The organism is uncultured Clostridium sp., from assembly GCF_963515715.1.
In the GTDB taxonomy this organism is placed as follows: domain Bacteria; phylum Bacillota; class Clostridia; order Clostridiales; family Clostridiaceae; genus Clostridium_AW.
Map to the genome: position 1 here is coordinate 68,368 of NZ_CAUPZS010000005.1, position 15,052 is coordinate 83,419.

Sequence of the window (15,052 nt, forward strand, 5' to 3'; positions counted from 1 at the left end):
TTCCCTCCTATATAAACCTACTATTTATTTATATAATCAAAAAGAAGGAAATATGATTAAACTTTAAATATTTATACCTTATATAGATATAAATATTTAAAGTTTTTAGAACATAATATTTCATATTATTTAAATAGCATTATAACAGGGGATGGAGCCACCATAAATATTGTTGACATATATCTTATTTTGTCGTATTATTAAAATTGGTTGTTGACCATATAACCTCTCATAAATTCTCAATACCCTTTTATACCATAGTTGAAAGATGGCTTTTTACCATCTTTCTTTTTTTGTTTATATTATAATTTGCATAAAAAGTGAAATAGCAGTACTGTAAAGTACTGCTTTTTATTATGCATAAACTAATTGAACCGTCTTTGTTAATACATCAGAATAACTATATGTCACTGTCCTTTGGGTGTCATTATCTAATCTGATAACAAATATGCTGGGGTATGTTTTTTCTATTGTCCCCTTGTTTACAAGGGTCTTTCTTCTTCCCCCATTTGCTTTAAGAGTTACAGTTTCTCCAACATGGCTTTCTATATCTCTTCTTATAGCAGCCAATACATTTCCTCTTTCCACAACAAACACCCTCTTTCCACCTATTATATTATATATTAAAATTTAAAATAAGTCAACTAAACTTTTAATTTTATATCTAAATTTATAATTTGTCAACATTTATATTTGCCAATTTATAAATATTTTTAAAGGTTTACATTGTTTAATATTGAATATCTTCTCTTAGTTTATTATTACCTATAATTTTCATAATTATTCAAGTTTCCTTGAATAACTGGGAAGTTATAATATTATTTCCACAATAAAAATTGCGAAGCAATAAATATTGCTCCGCAATTTTTTAAGAATACTTAGATTTAGGAAATCCTTCCCTATACTTACCTCTTGTCTGAAGTCCTCCAACGCCTTTTGCTCCACTAATAGTGTTTTGCAGCGCTTCTTTTATTGCTACGACTTTTTCTATGTTTGTGTAGGCTATTCTTTCACATATAAATACAGGGTCTAAGCAATGTATAAGTACTCTACTAGGAGAACTGGCAAAATTAGCACCTGCATCTAATATCGCTTCATAATGGGACTGGCAAGCGCCTGCAAATATGACTAAGTTATCATATCCCGGTTCATAATTTCTTAGCTCCGTTACAGCTTCTACAAAGTGTCTAGAATTTTTATAGTTATCTAAATCCATAAAGTCTTTAGTATCTTTAAGTACTCCATCATGACCGGTTATGATTACAATATCAGGTTTAACTGCTTTTACTATATTCACTATTTGTTTTGGCTGTTCATTTTCTTTAATTATTTTCCCAATCGCATCCAAAGACAGTTGCTTATAAACCTTTAAGCATACTTCTAAATATTCCGCATCACCATCAACATGTAGTATTTTCCCTGGTCTTCCGAAAGATAAGTCTTTTTTTTCATTTATAGATACAGACCTATTTAGATTTCTTATATCTATGCCAGTTCTATCAAGCAATATTTTTTTTATAGAAGTATTTACTTTTCTATTAAATACTTCCTCATAATCACTACAAGTATTTCTATCTACTAATTCTAAATCTTCTTCTAAAGAATCCGCAATTATTCTTAAATTTATTCCCTTTAATATATAGATATTTCCCTCACTTGTTTCTTTAATATCTATTACTTTAAAGGTAATATCCCTATCATAGGATCTTCTTACTACTATATCTCCTATATCCATAAAATCCTCTCCACTTATAAAAACTTATGTTACATAATATGTTAATGTATAAATTTGCGTGCAAAAATCAAAGCATGCTTTACTCATAAAGTATTGCATGCTTTATTGATTATTCCTTTTGATCGTACATGTTTTTAAATTTTTCGATAAATGCCATATAATTATTTTGTTCAGCTATTAATTCCTCCATTTTATTACTAAATGTATTGGAAGGCCAATTTACTTCATTATAATAATATCTATTAGATAATCTCCAAAATCTCTGAGGGAATAATAAAAATGCAAATAATACCCTATATTCACAATCTTGAAGTGGATATATTTTATTGTAAGCATCTAAAATTAAATTAGCATATTCTATATCCCAGTCCACTCTCTTTAGAGCTTTAGTCATAAATGAATATATATCATACACTCTTATTTCTCTTTTACAATAATCGAAGTCTATAGCATTAATATCCTTATTCTCATCAATTATTATGTTATGATAAGTATAATCATGATGGCAAAAGCTTTTTTCTTCTTCTGCTATCATACACAGTTCGTTATATTCTGAATCATTTAATACGGTTATGGCTCTTCTACCTATATTTTTATAAAATTGAAGGCTTTTTATATAGTTCATATCAAATTTTGTTTTGTTATTTCTCTTTCTACACATATCTCTCATCTTGTCTAAAGATTTCACTCTTTTTTCCATTAGATTAGGCCATCTTCCCAAGTCAGACTTCAGTTTACTATTTTCAGGTGGTTCATATCCCTTCGAGGAAATATGAAGATATGCTAAATTCTCCGCTGCCATTATTAAATCCTCTTTACTCCTAAAATCTGCTTCTCTTCCTTCTATCCACTGAGATAGAGTATATATATCTTCATTTACTATGGCATAAGGATGTCCATCTATGTTTAAATGATATTTATCCACTCTTGGGAATCCATTTGCTATTAAATGTTCTTTGGCTCCATACACAAACAATAATTTTTGAATGCCATAGTTTATTCTTTTCAAACATTTTGGTCCTCTGTTTGTTTTTAATAAATACACACCTTTATTAGGCTTTAAGTTTTCAATTTTGATATCAAATTGTCTTTCTATTTCAAACTCTCTCATCATAGTAATCACCTCCTTATAATTTATATGTATTACATGATAATTTTAGAAGATATGTTGTCATATTCTTATTTTATTAACACTTTTTTGCAATGGTTAATATAATAAATTATGATTAGTTTAGGAAAGGGATAGCCTAATGAAAATAGGAATAGATGGAAGAGCTGCAAATTGGTATAGGGGAACTGGTATAGGCACCTATACTTATCAGCTAATTAATCACATTAATAATATAGATTCCGTAAATAACTATATGGTCTTCTTACCTGAGCATTGTAGTAACAATATTAATTTCAAGCCTAATTTCACTATTGCTCAAATCACAGAAAACTGCAAAAAAAATTTCTGGGATGAGGTAAATATCCCTAATATATTAAAGGGTAACGATATGGATTTATACCACGTACCTCAAAACGGAATAGGTCTGCCTTTAGATAAAAAATGCTCCTTTGTAATGACTCTTCACGACGTAATACCTTACAAAATGCCCGAAACCTCTAGCGAAAGATATTTAAAACTTTTTAATGAAACCCTTCCAGAAATAGTTTCAATGTGCGATGGAATAATTACTGTATCAAATCACTCTAAACTGGATATACTGGAGGCTTTTAATTTTCCAAAAGAAAAAATATATGTAACCCATCTAGCAAGTGAAAATATATATCATCCAATGGAAAAAAAGCTTAGCAAGGAACTTATTAAAAAGCACTATTCCATCGATGACGAATATATATTATATGTAGGTGGATTTAGTCCTAGAAAAAACATAGTTGGACTTATAGACGCCTTTAGTAAACTTTTAAACATATACAAAAGAGACTTAAAGTTGATTATAGCTGGCAAGCAAGGCCAATCTTATTCTATATACAAAAAACGCTGTGAGGACTTAGGCATTGAAAATAAAGTAATCTTCCCAGGTTTCATACCATTAGAACACATGCCATCATTATACAATGGATGTGAGTTATTTGTTTATCCTTCTTTTTACGAAGGTTTTGGTCTACCTCCAGTTGAAGCTATGGCCTGTGGTACTCCTGTAATAGCCTCTAATTCTACTTCAATTCCTGAAGTCACAGGAGATGCTGCTCTATTAGTTCATCCTAAAAACGTTGATCAGCTATGCAGCTCTATGTATGATGTACTTACTAATAATGAGTTGAAAGAAGATCTATCACTAAAAGGCCTTATTAGGGCTTCTGAATTAAACTGGGGTAATACTGCTAAAAATACTTTAATAGCATATAACAAAATACTCAATTCATAAAATATAAGCTGCCCTAGATAAGTTCTGATGCTGTATTAATACAACACCAGAGCCTAGATAAGGCAGCTTATATTATAATAGTTCTTCAAATTCTTTTAAAAATTCTATTCTAAATTCCTCAATCTCTGTCTTTTTCTTAATCTTATTTATAAACGTTTCTTCTGGCCAATCTTTTCTTCTCGTGTAATAATCTCTGCTTACACTGTAGAAATCTTGTGGGAAAGTTAGTAATCCATATAATACAGTCATCTCTCTTTTATCTATGGGATTAACCTTTGTATATTCCCCTATAATTTTTTTCCCTTTTTCAATGTCATAGGCGGAACTCTTTAATACCTTGTTGATAAAATTACATATATCATGTACCTTTAAATCCACTATAGCATAATCAAAATCTATAAAATATGCTTCGTTATTTTTTATAATTACGTTATGATAGGCTAAATCATGATGACATAATATAACCTTATCCCCCTCTTCACATAATTTATAATAAGATGATGCCTCTAATAATTTAATACTCCTTTTAATTTCCTCTATATAATGGTCAATATTTTCTAAAAAGATCTTATCAAACTCCCCATTATATTCGCTTAAATTAGCTATAGTTTTAAAGACCTCCATCTCTTTTAGTCTTCTATTAAATTTATTTATCATCTTTCCAGAGTTAACTCTATTATCTAATTGCAAATTAAATCCTGATGAGGCTAAGTGTAATTCTCCTAATCCTTTAGCTACAGTAAATATATCAATTGGATTTGAGTAATCACACTCCCTCCCTTCAAATATATCTATCATGCAATACATTTCGCCATTCCATAAAGCATATATATCCCCATCTACTGTTTTATTGAATTTCATAACTCTGTCAAATTTATCTCTTATATAATTAAGCCCTTCATAGATAAATAATAATTCATCCTTACTATAATCTATTTTTTTTAATATTTTGTCTCCCTTATCAGTACTTACTATAAATATACTTCTTATTGGATATATATCATATGGTTCTAGGTTAAATTTAGTAAAAAGATTTATATCTAAATCATACTTAATTAAGTAATCTATATCCTTATACATATCTTTCATAAATATCACCTCTATAATAAACTCATAGAGTCCTGAATAATAGCCTTCTGTAATTTTAGTATATATTCATCATCTCTAAGATCTTTTTTCTTTAATCTGTAATTACTACATTGTCTTGTAACTTCATAAGGGAAGGATAAACATGCAATTATGAATTGATAACTATTATCTTTCAATCCTTCTAATTCACAAAATTCCTCAACTAATTTTTTGAAATTTACATCCAATCCCTTTTTCTTATATTTGTAAAGTAAATTATAACAATCTATCTCTACCATATTATAACTGCTTTTTTTAATATTTTTCACTTGCACCTTTGATTCTTTAGCTAAATTATTAAAATCAACGTCATCTAAGCAAATCTCTTTATTTTTCATACTTCTTAGTATTAAATCATAATATTCATTTTCATATATAATCTTTATAACTTCTTCTCCTCTTTTTATATAATCATCACCCTTGTATAGAATTATTTCTTCAAATAGATTACTTGCTCCTTCTTCTTTAAATCTATCCATATCTCTTTTTAATTTCTTTATATTTACCTTAAAACTTTCTACCACTCTTCCCGCTCTACTGTCCAATCTTTCCTTTACTCCAGTAGTACTTCCTTTCACGCTTTTATGAAATTCATTTATTATTTTTATCTGCTCTAGTAGCATTTCTTCAGTTACTTCCTTACTCTTTAGATCAAAATTAATTTGGTCTACTACATCTATACCTTTGGATATTAAGTAATGCTCAAAGGTATTTCCTATTATCATAAAATTACCCCCAGTATTAATTAATACTTAATATTTTTAAATTCATCTACAAATTCTTGTCTTGAGCTTTTATCCTCACATACCTTATTTAGTCTATTTACAAATACCCCTTCCTCCCAAGGTTGCTTCTCAATATAATATTGTATACCTAACTGCCAAAAGGCTTGAGGAAATTCTATAAATGCAGCCATAATATCTATATCATCTTTATTTATTGGATACACTGAGCTGTAACTATCTAAGATATGGATAGAATTAAATATATCCCATTTACCATTCTTCATAACTCTTACAATTAAGCTACTTAAGTCATGTAAATGAGTATCTAGAATACAGTAATCAAAATCTATTATATTTGTGCTTCCTTCCTCATCTATAAGAACATTATGATGAGCATAATCATGGTGGCAAAAACCTTTTTTAATTATTTCTTCTTTCATTTTTAGAAAATACTTACTTGCCATTAAATCCTCTAGTGATTTGTTTATCCTTTTTATCTCTTCTTCTATATGTTTTAAATATAAAAGATCAAAATAAGTTTTTTCATCCTTATTCTCTATTATATTTTTAAAGTCTAATATATCTCTCTTCTTATTAGAAAAATTTTCAAACCAATTAAACCACCCTACTCTAGGTTTCATATCTGATGTTATATTAAACCCCTGGCTTTTTAAGTGGAGCTCTGCAAGTCTATTTGATGCTAGTCTTAATTCCATTGGATTATCATAATTACATGCTCTTGACTCCACCCATGGAGTTAAATAAGCATACTTATTCCCCAGGCTAATATAATCTTGCGCTTTTATATTTTTAATAATCTTAGGTGTGTTCTGAAAATCATTTTTTTGAAGATGTTTAATAGCAGATAATATAAACAGAAAGTGACTTACTTCGTATTTAATTACTTTGAGACAATATTTCTCTTTCTCAGTTATTATCTTATAAACATTTTTTACTTTTTCTACTTCACGAGGTTTAATAGAATACTCTTCTTCGATCCTCATCTTTATTTGTTCTTCATTCAAGGTTTCTCCTCCTCGAAATTACTTATAATTGTATTATATGTAAAATTTCCTTTGTATGTGCTAAATGACACATTTTCCAACTATATATAATATTAATAATATATAACCTTTTATAACCTGCCCTGTTTTTAAGGAGGGAATTAAATGAAAATAGGTGTTGACGCTAGAGGAATTAACTTTTACAAAGGAACTGGAATTGGAACTTATACAGAAAATTTATTAAGATGCTTGCTAAACATTGATAAAGATAACTATTACCATATATATTGGTGGGGAGAAAATCATGATGAATATAAAAAAAATAATTCAAAGATAACTCTTACCTCTAAAAAAAATAAAAACTTCTTTGAGGATTATTATTTTCCAAATAGTATATCTACTGAAGGTATAGATTTATATCATGTTCCTCAAAATGGCATTGGTTTGCATAGAGATACTACCTGTAAAAGAATTATTACTATTCATGACCTAATTCCTTATGTAATGCCTGAAACTGTAGGAAAGGGATATCTAAATAAGTTTTTAAAAGAATTGCCTGCTTTAATCGACAACTGCAATGCCATATTGACTGTATCCGAATGGTCTAAAAAAGATATAACTAAATTTTTTCCTAAATTTGATCCTGAAAAAATTTTTGTAACTCCTTTAGCTGCAGATTCTAAGTATAAACCTATGGATAAAGATAAGTGTAAATATGATCTTAAAAAATTCTATAATATTACTAAACCCTTTATATTATATATAGGAGGCTTCAGCCCTAGAAAGAATGTCCATTCTCTTATAAACACCTTTTCTAAGGTATTTAATAAACTAAATGAGGAATACGAACTCGTGATTGTAGGTGCTAATAAAGATAGTGGTGAAGCATTACTTAATATGAGTGTCTCCATGAATATAAAAAATCATATTGTATTTACAGGTTTTGTTCCTGAATCTCATCTTCCTTTATTTTATAATGGATGTGATTTATTTGTTTATCCTTCTTTATATGAAGGTTTTGGACTTCCTCCTCTAGAAGCCATGAGTTGTGGAACTCCCGTTATATCTTCAAATCTATCATCAATACCGGAAGTAGTTGAAGATGGCGGAATTTTAATTGACCCTTATGATGAAAAATGTTTAGAAACAAACATTGAAAAAATCTTAGGAGACATAGGCTTTCAAAATTCAATAAAAGAAAAGGCCATAAAAAGAGCTTCTTTATTTTCTTGGAATGAAACTGCAAGAAAAACCTTAGATGCTTACAATAAAACATACAATGATATATAAAAAGCTTCTCATTTTACCCTGAGAAGCTTTTCTGTATTTGCAGCCATAAGCCACAACTTAATATTATTATAATATTCTACTGTTTTATTTAATTCTTCCCACTTATAAGCGTTTATATTGGCAGGAAATATACCTTGGTTAAGCAATAATTCCTGTTGAAGTTTTTCATTGGCTATCATAAACTCCATGAAAGTTAAAACTAGTTCCTTATTATGTGTATCCTTTGGGACAAAAGCACTATATCCATCTAAAGATATTTCTCTATTTCCGCCTATTTCAAAGGAAGGCACTTTACTAACTACCCACTTTCCACTCATCTCAGGAACTTCCTTCATAATTTGATTTATATGATTTATATCTACTATGGTGGCAGCTAATTTTCCATTTCTTATTTCATCTATTAAATTTTCCCTCGTTACAACATCTTCCTTCTTAAAGATTTCAATAGTATTTTTAACTTTTAAAATATCGGAAGATGATAGGTTACTACTCTCTTCTAAATAATAACCCCTTCCAGCTAATTGGCTTAATAATACATTATAAATCTCATTTTCACTTTCTTCCCATATAAATTTATAATTATTCTTATTTTTTTTATTTATGAGTTTACATTTATCTATAAAATCTTGCCAGGTTCTTATATCTTCAATATTTATTTTGCTTTTTTCAAATATTTCTTTCCTGTATATCATATAATAAGGCTTTCTATCTAAAGGTAAACCATAAATGCCATTGTTTACAGAAAGTTTTCTAATATCTTCTTTATAATAATTATCTTTATATGGAGTTAGAATTGAAGATATATTAAAAAGTTCATCTTGATTTTCTTTTAATATGTATGGAGCATATTTATTTTCCATAATTATAATATTGCTCTTATCTTTTCCCTTTTCATTTAGGAAATCATCAAAATTATCATAAACATCTTCTTCTACCCTAATGTTAAAAGTTACATTTGGAAAATATTTTATGAATTCCTGAGAAAACTTCTTTACATAATTTTCCCTCTCTTTTGGTACTACAATATTAACCTTTCCTCTCAACCTTTTATTAAATCCATTAGAAGGCTCCTTATTATCACAGGCTACAAAAAAAATATTAAACATTAATATGATAATTAAGTACTTGGTCAGATTCTTATTGTTCATACTTTTCACCCTTAAATATATATTTATAGTTTGTTAATCATACTAGCACTATAACCAGCTCCAAATCCATTGTCTATATTTACAACACTAACTCCTGAAGCACAACTATTAAGCATTGATAAAAGAGCAGCCAAACCATTGAAATTAGCTCCATATCCCACACTAGTAGGTACAGCTATAATTGGCTTATCTACTAATCCACCTACAACACTTGCAAGAGCTCCTTCCATACCTGCTACTACAATAACAACCTTAGCTCCTCTTATTATATCCAACTTATCAAACAATCTATGTATACCGGCCACTCCAACATCATAAATTCTCTCTACCTTATTTCCAAAAGTTTCTGCCGTAATAGCTGCTTCTTCACATACAGAAATATCTGAAGTTCCTGCTGCTACCACAGCAATGTATGAATCTGGACTTTCAGGCTTATTTTTCATTACCCTTATAATCTTTGCTTCCTCATGATATTCAGCTTCTTTACAAATGTCCCTTACTTCATAAAACATTTCCTCTGTTGCCCTAGTAGCTAATATATTATTTTCTTTCGTCATCATAAATTTTATAATGGCTTTCACCTGTTCTGTAGTCTTCCCCCCACAATATATAACTTCTGGATAGCCTACTCTAATCTCTCTATGGTTATCAATTTTAGCAAATCCTAAATCTTTAAAAGGAAGTTCTTTAAAGGCTTTTACTCCATCTTCTAAAGATATTCTATTTTCCTTTATATCGATCAATAACTCCTTTATCTCTTTCTCATTCATTATTATTTCCATCCTTTATATTGCTATCCATACTACCACTTCTATATCCCTCTAAATCAACAGTTACATATTTGTATCCTAATAGCTTTAATTTTGAGACTACCATGTTTAAAATTTTCTCCTCAAAAAACTCGCCTATCTGATTTTTATACACTTCTATTCTAGCCATTTCTCCATAGCTTCTTACTCTAGCGCCATTAAATCCTATTTGTTGTAAAAACTCTTCACTTTTTTCAATTCTTTCAAGTTCCTCAAAGGATATCTCTTTTCCATAAGGAATTCTAGATAGAAGACACGCATAAGAAGGTTTATTCCAAGTATTTAATTTTAACTCTTTTGAGTATTGCCTAATTTCTTCTTTTTTAAAACCTAGTTCTTTAAGAGGACTTTTTATATTAAGCTCCTCCAATGCCTTCATACCAGGTCTATATTCTTTTGTGTCATCAAAATTAGTTCCGTCTAATACATATTTAGCACCTTTATCCTTTGCAAGAAGCATAATTTTATTAAACACAGCCTTTTTACAAATATAACATCTATCCTCAGGATTATTTTTAATAAGATCTTCTAATGGCATTTCTAAAAAATAATGTTCTACACCACTAATTTTAACAATTTCCTTTACTTCCTTTATTTCTTTTTTGGGAATATATGGTGCTTTTACCGTTATAGCTACTACCTTGTCTCCTAATGCCTCTTGAGAAACTTTAAGCAAGAAATTGCTATCTACTCCTCCTGAAAATGCTATAGCAACCTTTTCTAATCCTTTCAAATATTCAATTAAATTTTCATACTTACTATCTTTACCCATTAATGTCACCTCAGAATTAATAAATTTATTTGTTTAATTCTTTTAAAACACTATTATACACTTTATTAAAAGATATCCCTTCTTTTTCTGCCATAGATTTTACATCTTCATATTCTGGTTTGCATTTCACCTTTTCACCATTTAAATAAGCACTTTTAACTTTAATTTCACCGTAAGGGGTATCTATATGCTCTATACTTCTATTAAGACACTCTCTCTGAACTCTATATTTTCTAAACCCTAATGTGGTTGTTTCTTTTAACACTAAATTTTTTACTTTCTCTTCACTTTCAATGCTATATAACATTGATAAATTAATCCCTGGTCTTCCTTTTTTCATAATCGTTGGAGTTAAATATACATCTAATGCTCCTGCTTTCATTAGCTTGTCCATTACATATGGATATACCTCAGGATTCATATCGTCAATGTTACATTCAAGTACATATACATCTTGGTTATATTGAACTTCCCCTAGAAAAACTCTAAGTACATTAGGAATATTTCCTTCATCTTTAAATCCTATGCCGTATCCAATCTTATTAATATTAAAACTTAAATCTTCTTTGTATTCTGAAACTAATGTAGCTAGTATTGCAGCTCCTGTAGGAGTTGTAGCTTCAAAAGGTATAGTCCCTTTTTTAACAGGTATTCCTTTTAATATCTCCATGGTAGCTGGTGCTGGTACTGGGAAGGTTCCATGTGCACAATTTACAAAACCTTTGCCTAATTCTATTGGAGCAGAAATAACCTTATCTACATTTAAATAATCATAACAAATAGCTGCGCCAACTATATCTACAATAGAATCCACAGCTCCAACTTCATGAAAATGAACATCATACAAATCCTTTCCATGAACCTTAGCCTCAGCTTCTGCTACCTTTTCAAATATCTTCATGCTTAATTCTTTTACTCTCGGATTTAACTTACTATTATAGATTATTTCCTCTATATCTTTTAAATTTCTATGATGATGACTTCCACCATCTTCCTCATGTCTATGTATATGTTCATGCTGATGTCCATCATTATGTTCATGAACATGTCCATGAATATGATCGTGATGATGATCTTCTAGAATAACATTTACTTTAGTACCAGTTATACCTTTTCTTTCATCTTTTTTTACCTCTATACGATAACCATGTAAATGCATTTTATCTAACTCTTCTAAAAGATAATCTGCATCCACCCCTAGGTCTATCATAGCCCCTAGATTCATATCTCCACTAATGCCCGAAAAGCAATCATAATATAAAACTCTCATATTAAATCTACCCTTTCTATTTTTTTGATACATATTTATTTCCTTTAATATAAAATCTCCAAGGATAGTCTTTGGCCTCCTCAGCATAGTCTATCCCTATACGCTTTGACGTAGAAACCTCAAAACTTTCTTTTATACCCTCCTCTATAAAAATATCATCTTCTAGTAAATCTAAACCGTTTAAGTCTTTATCTATGCCCATAGCCATACATAACTTTGAAGGCCCATTGGTTATATTTATTTTCTCCCTATTACTTAACTCATCATAGCCTCTTTTGAATCTTCTAAAACTCATAACTTCAATATCTTCTAATGGCTCAACAGCCCTTATTAAGACAGCTTGAGGTATACCTTCCTCCCTTGTTACTACGTTCATACAATAATAAAGCCCATAGATAAAGTATACATAAGAAAATCCAGGTTTTCCATACATGACCTCAGTTCTTTTAGTTCTTCTATTGTTGTAGGAATGAGCAGCTTTGTCCATGAATCCCATATAAGCTTCTACCTCAACTATCTTACCTTTACATATTTTATTGTCCTTATTTACCACTAATATCTTCCCTAATAACTCCTCTGCAACAATAAGAGTATCTCTATTATAAAAATCCCTAGACAACTTCATCATTATCACCCTTTCAATTATAGAGTTATTATGCCTTTATATTAATTAATTATTATTTAATTTACCTATTCTATAAAATAAATTTTCCTTTCCTTAATTTTAAGCATTTAAATATTTTCTATCTACTTAATATTATAATTATATTTTATATTATTATAAAATAATATTTTAATAAATCTTTGGCAATGATTTTCATAAAAAAACAAAGTATAGAGCTTAAGTATCATAATACTTATTATCTATACTTTGTTTTAAATTATTTTTTACTTATAAACTTATCTACTTCCTTCATGTATGGCAAGGAAGTCTGAGCACCCTTTTTAGTTGTAGTCAAAGCTCCTACTGCATTAGCGAACTTTAAAGCATCCTCTATTTTCTTGTTTTCACATAGAGCTACAGCTAATGCTCCATTGAAAGAATCTCCTGCTGCGGTAGTATCTATAGCTTCAACTTTAAAGCTATCTATTCCATATTCTCCTACTTCTCCTAAACAGTAGCATCCCTTTTCTCCTAGTGTAACTACTACATTTCTAGCACCTCTGTCTAATAATTTTCTTGAGGCTCCTTCTATATCATCTTCAACACCAGTGAGTTTATAAAGCTCCGTTTCATTAGGAGTTATGTAGTCTATATAGTTATAAATTTCTTCTGGTAACTCCTTTGCTGGGGCTGGATTTAAAATAACTATCTTATTATGTTTTTTTCCTAACTTAGCTGAATACATAACAGTTTCCATTGGTATTTCTAACTGTAGCACAACTATATCGCTTCTTTTTATTAACTTCTCTGAATCATCAATCCACTTATTGTCTAGTTGAAAGTTTGCACCGGAATAAACTACTATGGTATTATCACCATTTTTATCTACGGTTATTAGAGCATTACCTGTAGGTACATCTACAGCGTTTATACAGCTAACATCTATGCCTTCCTTTTCTAAACTTTCTTTTAGCTTTTTCCCTATTACATCATTTCCTACAGCACCTATCATAGATACCTCTGCACCAAGTCTCCTCGCTGCTACTGCTTGATTTGCGCCTTTACCCCCAGCACTATCCTCAAAGGAATTTGCATGAAGGGTCTCCCCTTTTCTTGGAAGCTCCTCTACAGTCGATACATAATCTATATTAATACTGCCTATAACTAAAATCTCCAATGAAATCACCTCGTCTTGAAACAGAATCTCTTATTATTAAGTCTGTATTCAGTATTATTTCTCTTTCTTTTAATTCTTCTTTTCTAATTATCTTCATTAGTAGTTCTACGGCCTTATATCCCATTTGGTAAGTTGGTTGAGATACGGTGGTTAGCTTAGGGAACGTTGCTTTACTAAAAAAAATATTGTCATATCCAGTCACAGAAACTTCTTTAGGAACATCTATCTTTCTATTATTTAAAACCTCCAAAGCTCCTATAGCCATTAGATCATTTTCACATGCTACTGCAGTGAATTTATTACCACATTGCAAAAGCTCCTCCATACATTTTATGCCACCAGTTATTTTATAATCTCCATATTTTATAAATTCTTCTCTTATAGGTATCCCATATTTCTCAAGAGCCTTTCTATATCCTTTTAACCTACCCCAATTAGACATTGCTTCTCTTTTACCAGATATATAGGCTATTTCCGTATGACCATTTTCAAGGAGATATTCTACTATCTTAAACATTCCTACTTCACCATTTGTGGCTACAAAAGGAACATTATCCATATTTATATTTCTATCCATTGATACAAAAGGTATCTTATATTGGTGAAACAAGTTTATATTCTCTCCATTGTTGTATAGCGTGCTAGTATATATTATTCCATCTACACATTTCTCTTTTAAAATTTGAATATAGGTTTTTTCTTTATCTTCATTATCATCTGTATTACACAAAATAATATTATACCCATATTCGTTGGCTGCATCTTCCACACCTCTTACTATTCCAGGGAAAAAGGGGTTATTTATATCCGGTAATATAAGACCTATGATGTTAGTTTTTTTAGTCACTAATCCTCTCGCTATACTACTAGGTATATAATTATGTTTTTTCATTATGTGCAATATCTTCTCCCTAGTTTCTGTGCTAACACCATCTTCTTTGTTATTTATAACCCTAGATACCGTAGCAATAGATACATTAGCTTCTTTAGCTATATCTTTGATAGTTATGCTCAT

The 15,052-nt window shown here is 29.7% G+C and carries 15 protein-coding genes; 2 read left to right on the forward strand and 13 right to left on the reverse strand.

The genetic code is table 11. The annotated features are described in order from the left end of the window. Nucleotides 1–354 precede the first annotated feature (354 nt). The 3 genes from RYO54_RS05905 to RYO54_RS05915 form a co-directional block, all read right to left on the reverse strand. Nucleotides 355–588 carry a Veg family protein gene (locus RYO54_RS05905; protein ID WP_315116661.1) on the reverse strand — a complete coding sequence of 78 codons (234 nt, stop codon included), beginning with the start codon at nt 586–588 and terminating at the stop codon, nt 355–357. Between the two features lie 280 nt (nt 589–868). Then, nucleotides 869–1,735, reverse strand: coding sequence for a sporulation peptidase YabG (yabG, locus tag RYO54_RS05910; RefSeq protein WP_315116663.1), 867 nt, complete (start codon nt 1,733–1,735; stop codon nt 869–871). Between the two features lie 109 nt (nt 1,736–1,844). Further along, a complete protein-coding gene (locus tag RYO54_RS05915; protein ID WP_315116665.1) occupies nt 1,845–2,849 on the reverse strand; it encodes a CotS family spore coat protein in 1,005 nt (334 codons plus the stop codon). A gap of 136 nt (nt 2,850–2,985) precedes the next feature. Between RYO54_RS05915 and RYO54_RS05920 the strand changes: the two genes are divergently transcribed. Then, complete coding sequence (locus RYO54_RS05920) at nt 2,986–4,110, forward strand: glycosyltransferase family 1 protein (protein WP_315116667.1); 1,125 nt, start codon at nt 2,986–2,988, stop codon at nt 4,108–4,110. Between the two features lie 72 nt (nt 4,111–4,182). Here the strand turns inward: RYO54_RS05920 and RYO54_RS05925 are convergent, their stop codons facing one another. The 3 genes from RYO54_RS05925 to RYO54_RS05935 are packed head-to-tail and all read right to left on the reverse strand — an operon-like array spanning nt 4,183 to nt 6,988. Next, a complete protein-coding gene (locus RYO54_RS05925) occupies nt 4,183–5,199 on the reverse strand; it encodes a CotS family spore coat protein (RefSeq protein WP_315116668.1) in 1,017 nt (338 codons plus the stop codon). Between the two features lie 11 nt (nt 5,200–5,210). Further along, nucleotides 5,211–5,963: a spore coat protein gene (locus tag RYO54_RS05930; RefSeq protein WP_315116670.1), complete on the reverse strand. Its 753-nt coding sequence runs from the start codon at nt 5,961–5,963 to the stop codon at nt 5,211–5,213. A 20-nt stretch (nt 5,964–5,983) separates the two neighbouring features. Beyond that, nucleotides 5,984–6,988, reverse strand: a complete 1,005-nt coding sequence (locus RYO54_RS05935; protein ID WP_315116672.1) for a CotS family spore coat protein — start codon at nt 6,986–6,988, stop codon at nt 5,984–5,986. A gap of 144 nt (nt 6,989–7,132) precedes the next feature. Between RYO54_RS05935 and RYO54_RS05940 the strand changes: the two genes are divergently transcribed. After that, nucleotides 7,133–8,257, forward strand: a complete 1,125-nt coding sequence (locus RYO54_RS05940; RefSeq protein WP_315116674.1) for a glycosyltransferase family 1 protein — start codon at nt 7,133–7,135, stop codon at nt 8,255–8,257. An 8-nt stretch (nt 8,258–8,265) separates the two neighbouring features. Here RYO54_RS05940 and RYO54_RS05945 read toward each other — a convergent pair whose 3' ends face one another. The 7 genes from RYO54_RS05945 to RYO54_RS05975 all read right to left on the reverse strand — a co-directional run bounded on the left by RYO54_RS05945 (nt 8,266) and on the right by RYO54_RS05975 (nt 15,052). Continuing rightward, on the reverse strand, nt 8,266–9,405 hold the full coding sequence (locus RYO54_RS05945) for an ABC transporter substrate-binding protein (protein WP_315116676.1): 1,140 nt from the start codon (nt 9,403–9,405) through the stop codon (nt 8,266–8,268). A gap of 23 nt (nt 9,406–9,428) precedes the next feature. Further along, nucleotides 9,429–10,175, reverse strand: coding sequence for a nickel pincer cofactor biosynthesis protein LarB (gene larB, locus RYO54_RS05950; protein ID WP_315116810.1), 747 nt, complete (start codon nt 10,173–10,175; stop codon nt 9,429–9,431). Then, nucleotides 10,168–10,986: an ATP-dependent sacrificial sulfur transferase LarE gene (larE, locus tag RYO54_RS05955; protein ID WP_315116678.1), complete on the reverse strand. Its 819-nt coding sequence runs from the start codon at nt 10,984–10,986 to the stop codon at nt 10,168–10,170. Before larE ends, larB begins: the two co-directional genes overlap by 8 nt. Nucleotides 10,987–11,011: 25 nt before the next feature. Continuing rightward, nucleotides 11,012–12,256 carry a nickel pincer cofactor biosynthesis protein LarC gene (gene larC, locus RYO54_RS05960; RefSeq protein ID WP_315116811.1) on the reverse strand — a complete coding sequence of 415 codons (1,245 nt, stop codon included), beginning with the start codon at nt 12,254–12,256 and terminating at the stop codon, nt 11,012–11,014. Between the two features lie 16 nt (nt 12,257–12,272). Further along, the gene (locus RYO54_RS05965; protein ID WP_315116680.1) at nt 12,273–12,881 is read right to left on the reverse strand and encodes a DNA-3-methyladenine glycosylase; all 609 of its coding nucleotides are present in this window, start codon (nt 12,879–12,881) and stop codon (nt 12,273–12,275) included. Between the two features lie 256 nt (nt 12,882–13,137). Continuing rightward, on the reverse strand, nt 13,138–14,037 hold the full coding sequence (rbsK, locus tag RYO54_RS05970) for a ribokinase (protein WP_399549114.1): 900 nt from the start codon (nt 14,035–14,037) through the stop codon (nt 13,138–13,140). Then, nucleotides 14,009–15,052: a LacI family DNA-binding transcriptional regulator gene (locus RYO54_RS05975; protein WP_315116683.1), complete on the reverse strand. Its 1,044-nt coding sequence runs from the start codon at nt 15,050–15,052 to the stop codon at nt 14,009–14,011. Before RYO54_RS05975 ends, rbsK begins: the two co-directional genes overlap by 29 nt.